This window comes from Pseudomonas fakonensis (genome assembly GCF_019139895.1).
GTDB classification, from domain to species: Bacteria; Pseudomonadota; Gammaproteobacteria; order Pseudomonadales; family Pseudomonadaceae; genus Aquipseudomonas; species Aquipseudomonas fakonensis.
Genome location: NZ_CP077076.1, coordinates 1,518,244 through 1,535,570, shown reverse-complemented (window position 1 = coordinate 1,535,570; position 17,327 = coordinate 1,518,244). Strand labels below are relative to the sequence as shown.

Sequence of the window (17,327 nt, the reverse complement as noted above, 5' to 3'; positions counted from 1 at the left end):
CGATAGGGCCCTCAAACCCAAGAACGGAGCCCCGGACATGTCCCAACGACACCCCGAACCCGATCTCGATTACCTGAAAAAGGTGCTGCTGGAAATGCTCGCCATCCCCAGCCCCACCGGCTTCACCGACACCATCGTGCGCTACGTCGCCGAACGCCTGGACGAGATCGGCATCCCCTTCGAACTGACCCGCCGCGGCACCATCCGCGCCACCCTCAAAGGCCGCCAGAGCTCGCCCGACCGCGCCGTGTCCGCCCACCTCGACACCATCGGCGCCAGCGTGCGCCAGTTGCAGGACAACGGCCGCCTGGCTCTGGCCGCAGTGGGCTGCTGGTCGAGCCGCTTCGCCGAAGGCAGCCGGGTCAGCGTGTTCACCGATACCGGTGTGTACCGCGGCAGCGTGCTGCCGCTGATGGCCAGCGGGCACGCCTTCAACACCGCCATCGACCAGATGCCGATCAGCTGGGAACACGTCGAGGTGCGTCTGGACGCCTACTGCACCACCCGCGCCGACTGCGAGGCACTGGGCATTGCCATCGGTGACTTCGTAGCCTTCGACCCGCTGCCGGAGTTCACCGAAAGCGGCCACATCAGCGCCCGCCACCTGGACGACAAGGCAGGTGTCGCTGCCCTGCTGGCAGCGCTCAAGGCGGTGGTGGAAAGCGGCCGGCAACCTTTGATCGACTGTCACCCGCTGTTCACCATCACCGAAGAAACCGGCTCCGGCGCTGCGGCTGCCCTGCCCTGGGATGTCAGCGAGTTCGTCGGCATCGACATCGCCCCGGTGGCCCCAGGCCAAGCCTCCAGCGAGCATGCGGTGAGCGTGGCCATGCAGGACTCGTCCGGCCCCTACGACTACCACCTGTCACGCCACCTGCTGAAATTGGCTGGTGACCAGGACCTGCCGGTGCGCCGCGACCTGTTCCGCTACTACTTCAGCGACGCCCATTCGGCGGTGACCGCCGGGCACGATATCCGCACCGCGCTGGTAGCTTTTGGTTGCGATGCCACCCATGGCTACGAGCGCACCCATATCGACAGCCTGGCGGCGCTGAGCCGCCTGCTCAGTGCCTACCTGCTGAGCCCGCCGGTATTTGCCAGCGACTCGCACCCGGCCAACGCCTCGCTGGAGCGCTTCAGCCACCAACTGGAGCATGATGCACAAATGGAAAGCGACACCCGGGTGCCGGCGGTGGACAGCCTGGTGGGCAACAAGGGCTGATGACCGGTTTTTGTATTTTGAGGTCGGGTACGGCCGCTTCCCACAAGGGTCACGCTGCTACCTCGCTTGCCCGCAACAGGGCCCGCCACGTAGCATGCCCGTCTTACACCAAGGCCCATGACCATGCTGATCCCCCACGACCAACTCGAAGCCGAAACCCTCACCCGCCTGATCGAGGACTTCGTCACCCGCGACGGCACCGACAACGGCGACGACACGCCCCTGGAAACCCGTGTGCTACGGGTGCGCCAGGCGCTGGCCAGGGGGCAGGCGTTCATTTTGTTCGACCTGGAAAGCCAGCAATGCCAGTTGCTGGCCCGGCACGATGTACCGCGCGAGTTGCTGGAATAGCCCTTCTGGCCCTGGCATGCCCTTTCAGGCCTGCGCCTTCAACCGCTCCTGCTCACGAATCCGCTTGTACACCTCGACCCGGTGCACCGGCACATGCCGCGGGGCGTCGATCCCCAACCGTACCTGGCCGTTCTCCACCGCCACCACCTGAATTCGGATGTCATCGTCAATGACGATCACCTCACCCACTTCGCGTCCGACCACCAGCATGTTCCGATCCTCCATTAACCGGGAAAACCGGAGCCTGCGCCCTGCCCCTTCCTCCGCTCAATGCTTCACTCGGAAAATAGAAGCAGCCTACGCTCGCAAGTAACTATTCCTACAAAACTGGATCAGTCCGCCGTCTTGCGTGCCTTGGCGCGCATCTTTACCGCCATGTCGGCCATCTCGTCATACAGCCGCTCGGGCGCCTGGCACTTGAGCTGCCAGGCTTGGCGCCCGGCTTCGTGGGGCAGGATGAGAAACTCGCCGGCCGCCACCTGGGCGTGGATATGTTCGGCAATATCCGCGGCGCTGATCGGCGAGCCTTCCAGCAGCTTGCCCACCTGCGCCTTCATGGCCGGGTTGGGGCCACGGAACGAGTCGAGCAGGTTGGTCTGGAAGAACGACGGGCACACCACATGCACTGCCACCTCAACCTGGCGCAGCTCCACCAGCAGGCTTTCCGACAGCGCCAGCACCCCAGCCTTGGCCACGTTGTAGTTGCTCATGCCGGGCCCCTGCATCAGCGCGGCCATCGAGGCGATGTTGATGATCCGCCCGCGGCTGCGCTCGAGCTGCGCCAGGAAGGCCTTGCAGCCCTTGACCACCCCCATCAGGTTGACCGCGATCTGCCAGTCCCAGTCCTCCAGCGACAGCTCGGCGAAGAACCCGCCCGAGGCCACTCCGGCGTTGTTGACGATCACATCGCAGCCACCGAACTTCTCTTCACAGGCCTGGGCCAGGGCGGTCAGTTGGCTGTAATCGCGCACATCGCAGCGCTGGGTGAAACCGTCGCCGCCGGCCTCACGCACCAGCGCCAGGGTTTCCCGCAGGCCCGCCTCGTTGACATCAGCCAGGGCCAGGCGCCAGCCATCGCGCGCCCAACGCAGGGCAATCTCGCGGCCAAGGCCGGAACCGGCGCCGGTGATCATCATTCGGTTATGCATGGTGTGAAGCCCAGGGTCAGTGGAAGTGGGCTGGAGTCTAGCCAGAAGCGCAGGTGCAAAGGGGCGGCATCAGGTAGCTGAATAACGGGATATCGCCGGTGATTCACTGTAGGAGCCGGCTTGCCGGCGATCACCTGCGCAGCAGGTGCCATGTACACCTGCACCGGCCCTATCGCCGGCAAGCCGGCTCCTACAGGGAGCACCTGTGCAGCGGGTGACCCGTTGCAAGCAAGGCCATCGGCCACACATCAAACGGAATCTTTGCCCGTGCTCACCAGTCGGAACTGTAAGCGGCCAACTTCGATGAGGCCCTTGCCCCATAACCACACAAGGATTCCACCATGACCACGATCCTCATCATCATCCTGATCCTGCTGCTGATCGGTGGCTTGCCGGTCTTCCCTCACTCCCGCGCCTGGGGCTACGGCCCGTCCGGTATCGTCGGCGTGGTGCTGGTGATCCTGCTGGTGCTGGTGTTGCTGGGGCACATATGACCTGAGGCTCAAGGCCGCGGCAGGCCGATGCGTTGGTCGCAACGCACCCGGCGCAACAGCTCGTCGCGGTCCAGTGGCAGCGCCAGGTAATCACCCTGGGCGCTCTGGCAACCCATGCCGAGCAAGGCCAGGTGTTGCTCGGCATTGCGCACGCCGACCACGGTCAAGCGCTGCTCCAGGGCTGTGGCCAGGCCCAGGCAGTTCTGTACCACGGCGCGGCAACGAGCCTCGCCGGGCAGGCCTTCGATAAAGTGTTCGGCCAGCTTGATGCGGGTGAACGGCAGTTGGCACAACAACTGGCTGCCAGCCTGATCGCTGCCGAACTCGGCCAGGCTCAACTCGCAGCCCAGGGCACGCAGGCGCAACAGGTTCTCCAGCTCCAGGACGGTGATGTGGTACAGGCTGCGCCCGGTCAGTTCGAAGCACAGTTGACGCTGGTCGAAGCACCGGCGGCGCAGCAGGGCGCGAATGCGCAGCACCAGCGAACGGTCCAGCAATTGCGGGCCATGCAAGCGCAAGGTGATCGGCAGTCGGCGCCCTTCGGCCTGCAATTCGCGGTACAGCGCCAGCCCCTGTTCGAGCATGTGCAGGGCCAGCTCATCCAGCGCGCCGCAACGCTCCACCGCAGCCAGGAATATTTCCGGGGCCAGCACGCCCATCAGCGGGTGCTGCCAGTGCGGCACCAGGTCCACACCGGTGATGCGACCGTCACGCAGGTCGATGGTCGGCAGGTAGAAGGCCGTGAACTGGCCGTCGCGCAGGCCGCAACGCACCTGCTCTTCGCCTGACCACACCTGGTTCGGGCGCCGCGCCGTAGAGTGTTCGGGCACAGGGTGGCTGAGCCACTGACGCAGCGTTTCCACCGGTAGCGGGTGCTCGAGGTCACCCATGTAGCACATGCCAAGGCGCTCGACCAGTTGCTGCACACCACGGCGCAGGCTCGGCCCGAGGCTGCGGGTCAGCAACACCGCCGCTGCCAGCCGCGCCTTGCCCACCTGGTGCAGGAATTCCAGGGCATCCATGCCATCGCCGGGATCACCCAACAGCGGGCAGACAACCAGGTCGACCCGGCCGCTGAGTTGCAAGCGCGCCAGCCCCTCGCCGACATCCAGCACTTGAAACACTTCCCGGCAACCCAGAAAACCAAAGGTTTTCACCGCGATGGCGCGATGAAAAGCGTGGGCCTCGATCACCAGCACCCGCAACCCGAACGACTCCATCACTCTCTCCTCACGCGGGCTCACAGGCCAGTAGCGTCCGCGCAGTACCGTGCCAACAGTGTTTCCAGCGCCCCCATGGCCAGGCGCACAGCATCCAGATGCGCCAGCGGCACCACACCAATGGCGCAGCTTCGTTCGACCTGCTCGCAGGCCTCGATCAAGCCCTGTGCCCTGACCATCCGCGCGCCGCCCTTGACCCGATGGGCCAGCAGCGCCAGCCCGCCCATGTCCTCCCGCTCGGCATGCAGGTTGAACGCCTGCAGGTCCTCCTGGTTGCTCTGGCGCAAGTCGGCCAGCAACGCGGCCAGCGCCTGTGCGTCACCCGCCGTCAGGCGCTCCAGGCTGCTCAGGTCAAGTGCTCGCCCGGGCACGGGCGGCACGTGGTCAAGGCAACGCACGGCATCGCCCTGCCCCTGTGCCAGTGCCTGGGCCAGCCGTTTGAGGCCGACTGGCTTGAACAGGCAGTCATCCATGCCGGCGGCGCGGCAACGCTGGTGCTCCTCGGGCAGGGCGTTGGCCGTCAACCCCAGTATCCGGCAGCGCGCGCGCCCACCTCGGCGCTCATGCAGGCGGATGGCCCGGGCCAGGCCATAGCCATCCAGCACCGGCATGTTGCAGTCGCTGATCACCACATCGAACGGCTGCTCGAGCCACAGGCGCAAGGCCTGCGCGCCATGCTCGGCGACACAGGCGCGGTGGCCGAGGTAACCCAGCTGGTTGGCCAGCAGCAGGCGGTTGGCCGGATAATCGTCTACCACCAATACCCGCAGGCTCACCGTAGCGTCAGGCCCACCGGCCTCCTGCACAGGCTCCGGCGCCGCCCCGCTGGCCAGCACGCGCTCGAGCGCCAGGCTGATATCAATGCGCGTACCCACCCCCTGGGTGCTGCGCAGGTGCATGTGCCCGCCCATCAGCTCGCACAGCGTACGGCTGATGGACAGCCCCAGGCCCGCGCCGCGCCGCCCCGATTGCTGGTTGTTGCTGGCCTGCCAGAACAGCCCGCCGAGCTGCGCGAGGTCCGCTTCGGGGATGCCGATGCCGCTGTCCTCGATGGTCAGTTGCAACGCCAGCTGGCGGGCCTGCAAGGTGGCGCGCAATGCCACCCGCACGCCACCTTTGTGGGTGAACTTGATGGCATTGCTGATCAGGTTGGCCAGCACCTGCTTGAAACGCAGCGGGTCGAGCAGCACCTCGAGGTCCACCGGTCCCTCCAGCTCCAGCGAAAGCTGCAGGCCCTTGGCCCGTGCCTGTTGCTCGAACAGCTGGACCACCCCGGCCACATGCTCGCGTAGCGCCAGCGGTTGCGGGTTGAGCGTCAGGTGGCCGGACTCGATGCGGGTCACGTCGAGGATGTCGCCAATCAGCTCCAGCAGGCTGCGTGCGGCATCCGAGGCCACCTCGATCGACAAGCGGTCCAGTACCCCCTGCTCGGCCTTGCGCAGGGCCAGTTCGAGCATGCCCAGCACGGCATTCATGGGGGTGCGGATCTCGTGGCTCATGGTCGCCAGAAAGCGCGTCTTGGCCTGGTTGGCATCGTCGGCCTCCACCTTGGCCGCCAGCAGTTCGGCCTGCAGGCACTGACGCTCGGTAACGTCGACCCAACCGGCGATGACTCCGCCCTCTTCGTTGCAGCCGTACGGCAGCATCCAGTGATACAGCGTAAACTCGCGGCCTTCAGCCAGTACCACCTGGCAATCCTCGACCCGCGCCTGACCGTCGGCCAGCACCTGCTTCCAGCCGCGCTGCCAGGCGCAGGCCTCATCAAGACCGATCGGCTGCCCGAGCACCTCTTCGCGGGCCTTGCCCAGCGCCTGCAGGTAGCTGCTGTTGCAGGTGCGCAGCCGCCCCTGGCGATCACACACATAGATGGGGTGCGGGGTGCCGTCGATCATTACCCCCATGAACGCCAACTGATGCGCCAGGGCCTGCTCGGCGCGCTCACGCACTCGCACCAGCCGGCGCAGATAACGCACCCAGGCCAGGGCCAACAGCAGCGCCAAGGCTACAGCTGCGAAGCCCTGCAACACCTGCACGCGGTAACGCTGCCAGAAGCTGTCGGCGACGATCACCTCGTTGCGCCAGCGTCGGCCCAGGGTATCCAGTTCCTGGGGCGAGAGGCTCAGCAGGGCCTTGTTCAGGATTGACTGCAGCTCCAGCGCCCCGCGCTGGCTGGCGAAGGTGAAATAGGCCGGCTCCAGCGGCAGGCTGGCGCTGACCTTCAGGCGCGTGGGGTACATGCGCTCGGTCAGGGCCTGGGCGCCGATCAGCGGTACCAGGGCAGCATCGGCGCGGCCGCTGGCAACCCGCCACACCGCATCTACCGGGCCATCGGCATCTACCCGTTGAACACCCTGGTGATGCTGGTGCAGAAACGCATGGGGGAAACCGCTGCGGGACATGGCCAGACGCAGGCCCTGCAGCTCCTCGAAACTGCTGGGTGCACCTGGCCGGTCGAGCGTCACCAGCACTCGCGGCGAGCTGATGAATGCACGGCTGAATGCCAGGTGGTCGGCACGCTGCTCACTGGGCGTAATACCGCCGAGCAGGTCGACTTTACCTTGGCGCAAGTCCTCTATCATGCGCTCCAGGGTGCCGCCGCCACTCAGCTCCAGCTGCAGGCCGGTGCGCCGGGCGATGCGCTGCAGCACATCCACCGCCAGGCCACGCAGGTTGCCCTCGCCATCCCGGTAGCTGATCGGCGGGTAGTGTTCGTTGAGCAGCACCCGCACCTTCGGGTGGCGCTGCAGCCAGCGCCGCTCGGCTTCGCTCAGTTGCAAGGGGGTGCGCTCCACCACGCCCTGCCCGGCCCAGCGTTGCAGGATGCGCTGGTGCTGAGTGGCCGGGATAGTCGCCAGCACCGCATCCACCAAAGCATGCAGCGGCTCGTTGAACGGTGCCGAGGCAAAGCCCAGCGGTTGGCTGGGCAAGGCCGGGCAGTCGATTGCCTCGATCCTGCGCAACAGGCCCTTGCCCAGCTGGTACTGGCTCTCCAGCGCACCGCCCAGGTACAGGTCGGCCTGACCGAAGGTCAAGGCACCCATGGCCGCGCGTACCGAGGGGTACACTTGCACCTGGGCCTGCGGGTACACCGCAAGGATGCTGCCCAGGCTGCGATAGCCTTCACGCATGGCCAGGCGCAGGGGCGCACCGGACGCACAACCATGTTCGTCATCCTCACGGGCTACCCGCATCGGGCGATCATCGGCGTAGCCGGTCGACAGCAGCAGACCGGCGTCTGCGGCCTGCTGCGCGGTAACGCTGGCCAGCAGGTCGGCGTTGCCCGTGCGCACGGCGGCTAGCGCTTCATCAAGCGAGGCGAACGGCACCACCTCGACCCTGAGCTGCAGGTGCTCGGCAATCAGCCCGGCGTAGTCGGCGCTGATGCCTTCGTACTCACGCCCCAGGCCAAGGATGTCCAGTGGCGGATTGTCGGCGCGCAGTACTGCCAGCCTCAACTCGCGGCGCTGCCACAACCAGCGCAGTTGCGCCTCGCTCGGCTCCAGCCGGCGCCCCTCAAGCACGGCGCGCCCATACAGCTGCGGCTGTGGCATGGCGGCCAGTACAGCCGGGTAGCACAGCAACTGGCCAAGCACTACCAGCCATGCAAGTCGCACCGCGCACCTATACCAGCAGGTTGCGCCGGGCCAGGTCGGCCAGCTCGACCACCGAACCGACTCGCAGCTTGTCCAGCAAGCGCGCCTTGTAGGTGCTGATGGTCTTGTTGCTCAGCAGCATGCGCTCGGCGATGGTCTTGTTGCTCAGACCCCGGGCCAGGTGCTGGAGGATGATCATTTCGCGGTCGCTGAGACGGGCCAGGCGTTCGGCCTCACTGGTGGTCATGTCCTGGCGGCACACCGAGCTCAGGGCCACGTCGGGGAAGTAGGTGTAGCCCGAACGCAGGGCCAGTACCGCCTTGCTCAGTTCGCGCAGGTCGTCGCTCTTGGACACGAAGCCTGCCGCCCCGGCCTTCATGCAGCGCAGGGAGAAGAAGTCGGCCAGTTGCGAGGTGAGTATCAGCACCTTGGGGGGCTGCTCCATGGCCCGCAGCCGTGACAGCACCTGCAGACCGTCAAGGCCCGGGATGGTGATGTCGAGGATTACCAGGTCGGGCTTCTGCTCGCGTGCCAGGCGTACGGCGTCGACGCCATTGTCGGCCTGGCCGACCACTTTCAGGCGGTCGTTGCGCAGTTGCAGGCAGACGCTGGAGCGGATGAAGGGATGGTCGTCGACCACCAGTGCCTTGTGCATGTCGTTGTCCCTCACGGTGCCAAGGGCCCAGCCCTTGAAAATGGGTTGCCGGTGCTCGCCTGGCCAGGCCTGCGTCGAAGGCGAAGGCGATCATGGCCAAACGATATCAACCAGCATTTTCCACGGGTGCAAGGCCGCTGAATGCAGGACGCTTCCCAATACAAAAGAGAAATTTCCTAAAGACAGATGCAACACCCACAGGCTGGAGCGAGGGATTATTCGTGCAAATCCGGCCAGGGTCGTGAGGAGCGCTCCGAGCTGCACCGGGAAATTTCCCAAACGCAGAAACGACAACGCCCCGGCAGGCGGGGCGTTGTCGTTACCTCAGGCAAGGGTCAGTGGGAAACCGCACCGCTGGCACCCAGGCCCGTCTGTGAGCGGACGAACTGCGGGAAGAACAGCGCGCGCTCGTTTTCGGCAGCCTTGGACTTGTCGGTGACCGAGAAGAACCAGATACCGGCGAAGGCGATGATCATCGAGAACAGCGCCGGGTACTCGTACGGGTAGATGGCTTTCTCGTGGCCGAGGATCTGCACCCAGATGGTCGGGCCGAGGATCATCAGGCCCACCGCACTCACCAGGCCCAGCCAGCCGCCGATCATGGCGCCGCGGGTGGTCAGTTTCTTCCAGTACATCGAGAGCAGCAGTACCGGGAAGTTGCAGCTGGCGGCGATGGAGAAGGCCAGGCCGACCATGAAGGCGATGTTCTGCTTCTCGAACAGGATGCCCAGGCCGATCGCCAGCACGCCGAGGGCGATGGTGGTGATTTTCGACACGCGGATCTCGTCCTTGTCGTTGGCCTTGCCCTTGCGCCACACGCTGGCGTACAGGTCGTGCGACACCGCCGAGGCACCGGCCAGGGTCAGGCCGGCAACCACCGCCAGGATGGTGGCGAAGGCCACCGCCGAGATGAAGCCGAGGAACACGCTGCCACCCACGGCATCGGCCAGGTGCACCGCGGCCATGTTGTTGCCGCCGATCAGGGCGCCGGCGGCGTCCTTGAAGTCCGGGTTGGTGCTGACCAGCAGGATCGCGCCGAAGCCGATGATGAAGGTCAGGATGTAGAAGTAGCCGATGAAACCGGTGGCGTAGAGCACGCTCTTGCGGGCTTCCTTGGCGTCACTGACGGTGAAGAAGCGCATCAGGATGTGCGGCAGGCCTGCGGTACCGAACATCAGCGCCAGGCCCAGCGAGAAGGCCGAGATCGGGTCCTTGACCAGGCCGCCCGGGCTCATGATCGCCTCGCCCTTGGCGTGCACCTTGATCGCCTCGGAGAACAGCGTGTTGAAGTCAAAGCCCACGTGCTTCATCACCATCAGCGCCATGAAGCTGGCACCGGACAGCAGCAGCACGGCCTTGATGATCTGCACCCAGGTGGTCGCCAGCATGCCGCCGAACAGCACGTACAGGCACATCAGGATGCCCACCAGGATGACCGCCACGTGGTAGTCCAGGCCGAACAGCAGCTCGATCAGCTTGCCGGCACCGACCATCTGCGCGATCAGGTAGAAGGCCACCACCACCAGCGAGCCGGAGGCCGACAGGGTGCGGATTTCCTTCTGCCCGAGGCGGTACGAGGCCACGTCGGCAAAGGTGTACTTGCCCAGGTTGCGCAGGCGCTCGGCGATCAGGAACAGGATGATCGGCCAGCCGACCAAAAAGCCGATGGAGTAGATCAGGCCGTCGTAGCCCGAGGTGAACACCAGCGCGGAAATCCCCAGGAACGAGGCCGCCGACATATAGTCGCCGGCGATTGCCAGGCCGTTCTGGAAGCCGGTGATCTTGCCGCCGGCAGCGTAGTAGTCAGCGGCCGACTTGTTGCGTTTGGAGGCCCAGTAGGTAATCCCCAGGGTGAAGGCGACGAAGGCCACGAACATGGCGATGGCCGCCACGTTAAGGGGTTGTTTCTGCACCTCGCCGGTCAGCGCATCGGCCGCCCACACGGCGGGTGCGAACGCGCCGCAGGCCAGTACTGCCAGGGTCTTGGCGTGACGGATCATTGCTTGGCCTCCTCGAGAATGGCCTTGTTCAGCTCGTCGAACTCGCCATTGGCACGACGCACGTAGATGGCGGTGAGCACGAACGCCGAGAGGATCAGGCCGACCCCCAGCGGAATGCCCCAGGTGATCGACGACTCGGGGCTGAGCTTGGCGCCCAGAACCTGCGGGCCATAGGCGATGAGGAGGATGAAGGCGCAGTAAAGACCGAGCATGATCGCCGAGAGAATCCAGGCGAAGCGCTCGCGCTTGGTGACCAGTTCCTTGAAGCGCGGACTGTTCTGTATCGAAAGGTAAATGCTGTCGTTCATTGTTTTTGTCCTAGCAGCACAGATGTAGGGAGAACCCGACTCCACTTTATGCTGCCGTTGGGCGCCAACCAGACGACCTTAGTCTTAGATGCAACGGTGTTTTGCAGATTTTGTAACAAAACAGCCCTGCGCGGGTGGACAGGGCTGTTTCTGGACTGGCATGTTGCAGATATGAAGCCAGCCGCTCCCACAGGAATTGCATAAACTTCAGGCCCGTGCCGGCTCCTACAATGATCTGCGTTGCAGCTTACTTGCCGGTCCACTCCTTGACCCGCTCCGGGTGCTTGGCCACCCAGTCCTTGGCTGCCGCTTCAGGCTTGGCGCCCTCCTGGATGGCCAGCATCACCTCGCCGATCTCGTCCTTGGACTGCCAGCTGAACTTCTTGAGGAACTCGGCCACTTCCGGGGCCTTGGTGGCCAATTCCTTACTACCGATGCTGTTGACCGTTTCAGCCGCGCCGTACACGCCTTTGGGGTCTTCGAGGAATTTCAGCTTCCACTTGGCGAACATCCAGTGCGGCACCCAGCCGGTCACGGCGATGGACTGCTGCTTGGCGTAGGAACGGCCAAGCTCTGCGGTCATCGCAGCACCGGAGCTTGCGGTGAGCTTGTAGCCGGTGAGGTCGTAATCCTTGATGGCCTGCTCGGTCTTGAGCATCACGCCGGAGCCTGCGTCGATACCGACGATCTTCTGCTTGAAGCTGGCGTCGGTCTTGAGGTCTTCGATGCTGTTGGCCTTGACGTATTCGGGGACGATCAGGCCGATCTTGGCATCCTTGAAGTTGGGGCCGTAGTCGACCACGTTATCTTTGTTCTTGGTCCAGTATTCACCGTGGGTGACTGGCAGCCAGGCCGAGAGCATGGCGTCGAGTTTGCCGGTGGCGACGCCCTGCCACATGATGCCGGTGGCCACAGCCTGCAGCTTGACGTCGTAGCCAAGTTTCTGCCTGATCACTTCGGCGGCCACGTTGGTGGTTGCCACACTGTCGGACCAGCCATCCACGTAACCGATGCTCACTTCCTTGGCCATGGCCTGGGCTGCGCCCATGGCCAGCACCACGGCAGTGCCCACACCCAGGAAACGGCGCATTCTTGTAAAAGTAGCCATCAAAGCATTCCCTCGTCAGGTCTTGGAGATTGCATCATCGACCTGACCCGCCGCCGGACCTGATCTGTCAGCGACACTTACCGAACGATCAGCGACAGCACTGTGCCATTAGCGCCATCGCCCCGGGCAGGCCTGCGCGATCCTTGCATGCCAAACACTTGGCGCCGGGCTACTATCACAGGCTTTGGGTGGCCTGTACCGGCCCCCTCGCAATCGAATCAGACGACGGACCGCCCGATGCCCCGCATTACCTACCTGCTCGCCTGCCTGCTCGCCCTCACCGGCCTTGCCACCTTGTGGTACGGCCTGGGCCGGCCGGTACACCTGCCCGACGCCGCCAGCCCCACGCACAAGCTGCAATGCGCCTCGTACACCCCGTTCGACAAGGACCAGTCGCCGTTCGACCAGCCGTTTCGCCTGCGCCCGGCACGCATGGACGCCGACCTGGCGCTCCTGGCCGAGCGCTTCCAGTGCATCCGCACCTACTCGCAGACCGGCCTGGAGGCGATCCCGGCGCTGGCCCGCAAGCACGGGCTGAAGGTGATGCTCGGCGCCTGGGTGAACGCCGACCCGGCCAATACCGAGCAGGAAATCGACCTGCTGATCGCCGCCGCCAACGCCAACCCGGACGTGGTCAGCGCGGTGATCGTCGGCAATGAGACACTGCTGCGCAAGGAGGTGACCGGCGAACGCCTGGCCGGGCTCATCCAGCGGGTCAAAAGCCAGGTGAAGGTGCCGGTGACCTACGCCGATGTCTGGGAGTTCTGGCTGCAGCACCCAGAGATCGCACCGGCGGTGGACTTTCTCACCATCCACCTGCTGCCCTACTGGGAGGACGACCCGCGCGGCATCGAGGCGGCGCTGGCCCATGTGGCCGACGTGCGCCAGGTGTTCGGTAATCGTTTTGCACCCAAGGACATTTTCATTGGCGAAACCGGCTGGCCCAGCGAGGGCCGCCAACGCGAGACCGCCGTACCCAGCCGGCTCAACGAGGCGCTGTTCATTCGCGGTTTCGTCACCCTGGCCGAGGCCAACGGCTGGCACTACAACCTGATCGAGGCCTTCGACCAGCCATGGAAGCGCGCCAGCGAAGGCGCTGTGGGTGGTTACTGGGGGCTGTACGACGCCGACCGCCAGGACAAGGGGGTACTCGAAGGGCCGGTGAGCAACCTTTCGCTGTGGCCGCAATGGTTGCTGGCTTCGCTGCTGCTGTGGCTGGCCACGCTGGTACTGGCCGGGCGCCCGGTCGACAACCGCGCCGCCCTGCTGCTGCCGCTGCTGGCCGCGCTGGGTACCGCCGGCCTGGGCCTGTGGGGCGAGCTGATGCGCACCAATGCACGGTTTGCCGGGGAATGGTTGTGGGCGGTGATGCTGGCCGGGCTCAACCTGCTGGTGCTGGCCCATGGTGCACTGGCCCTTGCCCGCCGCGAGGGCTGGCGCCAGCGGCTGTTCGCCTGGCTTGAAGCGCATGGGGGCAAATGGTTGCTGGCAGCAGGCTTTGCTGCAGCGGTGAGCATGCTGGCGATGGTGTTCGACCCACGTTATCGCAGCTTCCCAAGCGCAGCATTGCTGCTGCCGGCGGTGGTGTACCTGCTGCGGCCGGTGCCGGCGCGGCGGGCGGAGGTGGCGTTACTGGCGCTTATCGTGGGCGCCGGGATGGCGCCGCAGTTATGGCGCGAGGGGCTGGAGAACCAGCAGGCCTGGGGCTGGGCGCTGGTCAGTGTGCTGATGGTGGGGGCCCTTTGGCGTAGCCTGCGGCTGCGCCAGACTTGAGGCCGCAGGCGAGGACTTCGTCCCCGATCGCGACACAAGGCCGCTTCCCACAGAGATCCTATCGGCCTGAGGCTTGATGCAATTCTGTAGGAGCGGCCTTGTGCCGCGATTGGGCCGCACAGCGGCCCCTTTCAGCCCTTGCTTGGTTGCCTGACCAAGCGCAACCCCGCCAGTACCACCGCAAACACGCCAATGCTGGCGGTATACAGCACCAGTGCCGGCAGCCCGAACACCAGCGCCAACAGTGCCAGCCACCAGCCGGGCCGTTTCGCCACAAGCTGCGCAAGCAACGCCAGCCCCAACGCGCCCCAGGCGATCAGCTGAAAATGAATACCCAGCCCCAGCAGCGAACGCACCTGGCACTGCCAGTATTCCCCCGGCAGCGTGCACAGCCCGACCCAGCGGGCATCTTCCATCAGCCCGTAGCGCACGCCATAGCTGGCAGCCAGCCACCCGGCCAGGAACAACAGCAAGACCGCAGCCTGCAGCGAACGAGACATCCGGTTCTCCAATAGCAGTCATCGAAACGCTGCATGATCGCCCAGGGCATGACTTAAGGCAAAATCATGGCCATCCAGCTATGTTGCTGAAAACGATCTTGGCGGCACGGCAACCTCTGGCGCCACAAACAACAGCGCACCTGGCAACTTTGCCAAGCGCCCCGTGGTCCTAGCCTGCGTACTGCATCACCTATTCCTGGGGGAATATTAATGTTTCGACCTTTGCGCCTCGTCGCCCTGCTGGGTGGCCTGCTCATGGCGGCAACCGCTACGGCGCGGGATATCGACGCCGCCAGCTACGGCTACCCGTTGACCAACCCGTTCGAGGCGACCATCGCCACCACCCCGCCGGAGCAGCGCCCGACGCTGCCCAGCGACGACGAGATCGACCAGGCCGACTACAGCCTCAACCTGCGCCCGGAGCGCGAGTTCACCCTGCCGGACAACTTCTGGGCGGTGAAGAAGCTGCGCTACCGCCTGGCCAAGCAGGACCACGAGGCGCCGCTGATCTTCTTGATTGCCGGTACCGGCGCGCCCTACTCCAGCTCGATCAACGAGTACCTGAAAAAGCTGTTCTACCAGGCCGGCTACCACGTGGTGCAGCTGTCTTCCCCCACCAGCTACGACTTCATGAGCGCCGCCTCGCGCTTCGCCACCCCGGGCGTGTCCCGCGAGGACGCCGAAGACCTGTACCGGGTCATGCAAGCGGTGCGTGCCCAGCACCCGCGCCTGCCGATCAGCGAGTTCTACCTGAGCGGCTACAGCCTGGGTGCGCTGGACGCGGCGTTCGTCAGCCACCTGGACGAAACCAGGCGCAGCTTCAACTTCAAGCGCGTGCTGCTGCTCAACCCGCCGGTCAACCTGTACACCTCGATCAGCAACCTGGACAAGCTGGTGCAAACCCGGGTGAAAGGTATCGACAAGAGCACCACTTTCTATGAACTGATGCTGGAAAAACTCACCCGTTACTTCCAGGACAAGGGCTACATCGACCTCAACGAAGCGCTGCTGTATGACTTCCAGAAGTCCCGCGAGCACCTGTCCAACGAGCAGATGGCCATGCTGATCGGCACCTCGTTCCGCTTCTCGGCGGCCGACATCGCCTTCACCTCCGACCTGATCAACCGCCGCGGCCTGATCATCCCGCCCAAATACCCGATCACCGAGGGCAGCAGCCTCACGCCGTTCTTCAAACGTGCCCTGCAATGCGACTTCGACTGCTACCTGACCGAGCAGGTGATCCCGATGTGGCGCGCCCGCACCGACGGCAACAGCCTGTTGCAACTGGTCGACCAGGTTAGCCTGTACGCGTTGGAAGACTACCTGCACAACAGCCCGAAGATCGCCGTGATGCACAATGCCGATGACGTGATCCTCGGCCCTGGCGACATCGGTTTCCTGCGCCGGGTATTCGGCGAGCGCCTGACCCTGTACCCCCATGGTGGCCACTGCGGCAACCTCAACTACCGCGTCAACAGCGACGCCATGCTGGAGTTCTTCCGTGGTTAACCGCCTGCTGCTCATCACTGCCCTGCTCGCCAGCGGCCACGCCCTGGCCGAAGAGGTCGCGCCGCGCGCCAGCGTGGTCGAGGCCGACAACATCGGCACCCTGTCCGCCGAACAAGACGGTTTTCTCGACCCGCTGCGCGAGCTGAAATTCAACCCGGGGCTGGACCAGCGCGAGTTCGAGCGCTCCACCCTGGGCGCGCTGAACATCTACGACCCGCTGGAGTCGATGAACCGGCGCGTGTACCACTTCAACTACCGCTTCGACCAATGGGTGTTCCTGCCGGTGGTCGATGGCTACCGCTACATCACGCCGGGTTTCGTACGTACCGGGGTGAGCAACTTCTTCAACAACCTGGGTGATGTGCCGAACCTGTTCAACAGTGTGTTGCAGCTCAAGGCCAAGCGCTCGGCCGAGATCACCGCGCGCCTGATGTTCAACACCATCATTGGCGTGGGCGGGCTGTGGGACCCGGCGACCAAGATGGGGCTGCCACGCCAGAGCGAAGACTTTGGCCAGACCCTGGGGTTCTACGGGGTGCCGGAGGGGCCGTACATCATGCTGCCGATCTTCGGGCCTTCGAACCTGCGGGACACTACCGGGTTGGTGGTGGATTACGTGGGTGAGCAGGCGGTGAATTACCTGGATGTGCCGGATACGGCCAGTGATCACCCGGAGATCACCTTGCTGCGGGCGGTGGACAAGCGCTATACCACCAACTTCCGGTATGGGCAGACCAATTCGCCATTTGAGTATGAGAAGGTGCGGTATGTGTATACGCAGGCGCGGCGGTTGCAGATTGCGGAGTGATTGGGGTTTTTCAGGGCTTAGGGCTTAGGGCTTAGGGCTTAGGGTGATTGCTTTGGTAGATGTATGCGCATTCGTTGATGATGGCGGCTTTTCGTCACCTTTCCGCCCTTACGGCGGGTTACTTTGGTCGCGGCCAAAGTAACCAAAGCCGCCCTGCTCCCATCATCCGGCCCCCTACGCTGCGCTTCGGGGGTTCCCTCGCTCCGGGCTTGCTCCGGAGGTACGCGCCGACGGGCCGTCCCTGGCCCGATCGGCGCTCGACCGGCATCCATGCCGGTCGCCCTCCTACGCAATCCCTACGCTCGGCCTCCTGAAGTCGCGATTTGTGTTGCCTGAACTGTTGCGCGCTTAGAAGCAAGATCAAGAGCCAGAGCCAGATCAAGAGCCAGATCAAGAGCGGGGATATTGGTTTGATTGTTATTGATGTGTTGTTTGTTCTGACGCCATCGCGGGGCAAGCCCGCTCCCACGTTAGATATTTGTACACAGTTCCAGCGTGGGAGCGGCGGTGCGCCGCTGCGACTTGCCCCGCGATTCAATCCTGAGTTCCCACGATGGCAACTAGCGACCGAGCTGCGTACTCACAGGCGCCGCCCCTAACTTCGCGACTTCAGGAGGCCGAACGCAGGGATTGCGTAG

General features: G+C 64.6%; 15 protein-coding genes. 6 read left to right on the top strand and 9 right to left on the bottom strand.

Annotated features, from left to right (window positions below):
* The first annotated feature begins 37 nt into the window (after nt 1-37).
* Both KSS94_RS06985 and KSS94_RS06980 read left to right on the top strand, forming a co-directional pair.
* Nucleotides 38-1,222: an osmoprotectant NAGGN system M42 family peptidase gene (locus KSS94_RS06985; protein ID WP_217842290.1), complete on the top strand. Its 1,185-nt coding sequence runs from the start codon at nt 38-40 to the stop codon at nt 1,220-1,222.
* A gap of 123 nt (nt 1,223-1,345) precedes the next feature.
* A complete protein-coding gene (locus tag KSS94_RS06980) occupies nt 1,346-1,573 on the top strand; it encodes a YheU family protein (RefSeq protein WP_217843535.1) in 228 nt (75 codons plus the stop codon).
* A gap of 24 nt (nt 1,574-1,597) precedes the next feature.
* On the opposite strand, the gene csrA is transcribed toward KSS94_RS06980, so the two are convergent.
* Together csrA and KSS94_RS06970 are read right to left on the bottom strand one after the other, a co-directional pair.
* Nucleotides 1,598-1,783 carry a carbon storage regulator CsrA gene (csrA, locus tag KSS94_RS06975; RefSeq protein ID WP_217842289.1) on the bottom strand — a complete coding sequence of 62 codons (186 nt, stop codon included), beginning with the start codon at nt 1,781-1,783 and terminating at the stop codon, nt 1,598-1,600.
* 122 nt (nt 1,784-1,905) lie between these two features.
* Nucleotides 1,906-2,721, bottom strand: a complete 816-nt coding sequence (locus KSS94_RS06970) for an SDR family oxidoreductase (protein WP_217842288.1) — start codon at nt 2,719-2,721, stop codon at nt 1,906-1,908.
* 341 nt (nt 2,722-3,062) lie between these two features.
* Here KSS94_RS06970 and KSS94_RS06965 point away from each other — a divergent pair, with 341 nt between their 5' ends.
* Nucleotides 3,063-3,215: a DUF3309 family protein gene (locus tag KSS94_RS06965; protein ID WP_186655795.1), complete on the top strand. Its 153-nt coding sequence runs from the start codon at nt 3,063-3,065 to the stop codon at nt 3,213-3,215.
* An 8-nt stretch (nt 3,216-3,223) separates the two neighbouring features.
* On the opposite strand, the gene KSS94_RS06960 is transcribed toward KSS94_RS06965, so the two are convergent.
* The 6 genes from KSS94_RS06960 to KSS94_RS06935 form a co-directional block, all read right to left on the bottom strand.
* Complete coding sequence (locus KSS94_RS06960; protein WP_217842287.1) at nt 3,224-4,435, bottom strand: EAL domain-containing response regulator; 1,212 nt, start codon at nt 4,433-4,435, stop codon at nt 3,224-3,226.
* A gap of 20 nt (nt 4,436-4,455) precedes the next feature.
* Nucleotides 4,456-8,049 (bottom strand): transporter substrate-binding domain-containing protein, encoded by a 3,594-nt coding sequence (locus tag KSS94_RS06955; RefSeq protein WP_217842286.1) that lies wholly within the window; start codon nt 8,047-8,049, stop codon nt 4,456-4,458.
* 7 nt (nt 8,050-8,056) lie between these two features.
* Nucleotides 8,057-8,683, bottom strand: a complete 627-nt coding sequence (locus KSS94_RS06950; RefSeq protein WP_217842285.1) for a response regulator transcription factor — start codon at nt 8,681-8,683, stop codon at nt 8,057-8,059.
* A 335-nt stretch (nt 8,684-9,018) separates the two neighbouring features.
* Nucleotides 9,019-10,683 (bottom strand): cation acetate symporter, encoded by a 1,665-nt coding sequence (locus tag KSS94_RS06945; RefSeq protein ID WP_217842284.1) that lies wholly within the window; start codon nt 10,681-10,683, stop codon nt 9,019-9,021.
* Complete coding sequence (locus KSS94_RS06940) at nt 10,680-10,991, bottom strand: DUF485 domain-containing protein (protein WP_217842283.1); 312 nt, start codon at nt 10,989-10,991, stop codon at nt 10,680-10,682. The genes KSS94_RS06945 and KSS94_RS06940 overlap by 4 nt, the downstream gene beginning before the upstream one ends.
* A gap of 247 nt (nt 10,992-11,238) precedes the next feature.
* Nucleotides 11,239-12,099, bottom strand: coding sequence for a glycine betaine ABC transporter substrate-binding protein (locus tag KSS94_RS06935; protein ID WP_217842282.1), 861 nt, complete (start codon nt 12,097-12,099; stop codon nt 11,239-11,241).
* 237 nt (nt 12,100-12,336) lie between these two features.
* On the opposite strand from KSS94_RS06935, the gene KSS94_RS06930 reads away from it, so the two are divergent.
* Nucleotides 12,337-13,872 carry a glycoside hydrolase family 17 protein gene (locus KSS94_RS06930; protein ID WP_217842281.1) on the top strand — a complete coding sequence of 512 codons (1,536 nt, stop codon included), beginning with the start codon at nt 12,337-12,339 and terminating at the stop codon, nt 13,870-13,872.
* Between the two features lie 131 nt (nt 13,873-14,003).
* On the opposite strand, the gene KSS94_RS06925 is transcribed toward KSS94_RS06930, so the two are convergent.
* Complete coding sequence (locus KSS94_RS06925) at nt 14,004-14,372, bottom strand: hypothetical protein (protein ID WP_217842280.1); 369 nt, start codon at nt 14,370-14,372, stop codon at nt 14,004-14,006.
* A 210-nt stretch (nt 14,373-14,582) separates the two neighbouring features.
* Between KSS94_RS06925 and KSS94_RS06920 the strand changes: the two genes are divergently transcribed.
* Complete coding sequence (locus tag KSS94_RS06920; RefSeq protein WP_217842279.1) at nt 14,583-15,881, top strand: alpha/beta fold hydrolase family protein; 1,299 nt, start codon at nt 14,583-14,585, stop codon at nt 15,879-15,881.
* On the top strand, nt 15,874-16,689 hold the full coding sequence (locus KSS94_RS06915; protein WP_217842278.1) for an MlaA family lipoprotein: 816 nt from the start codon (nt 15,874-15,876) through the stop codon (nt 16,687-16,689). Before KSS94_RS06920 ends, KSS94_RS06915 begins: the two co-directional genes overlap by 8 nt.
* Nucleotides 16,690-17,327 lie beyond the last annotated feature (638 nt).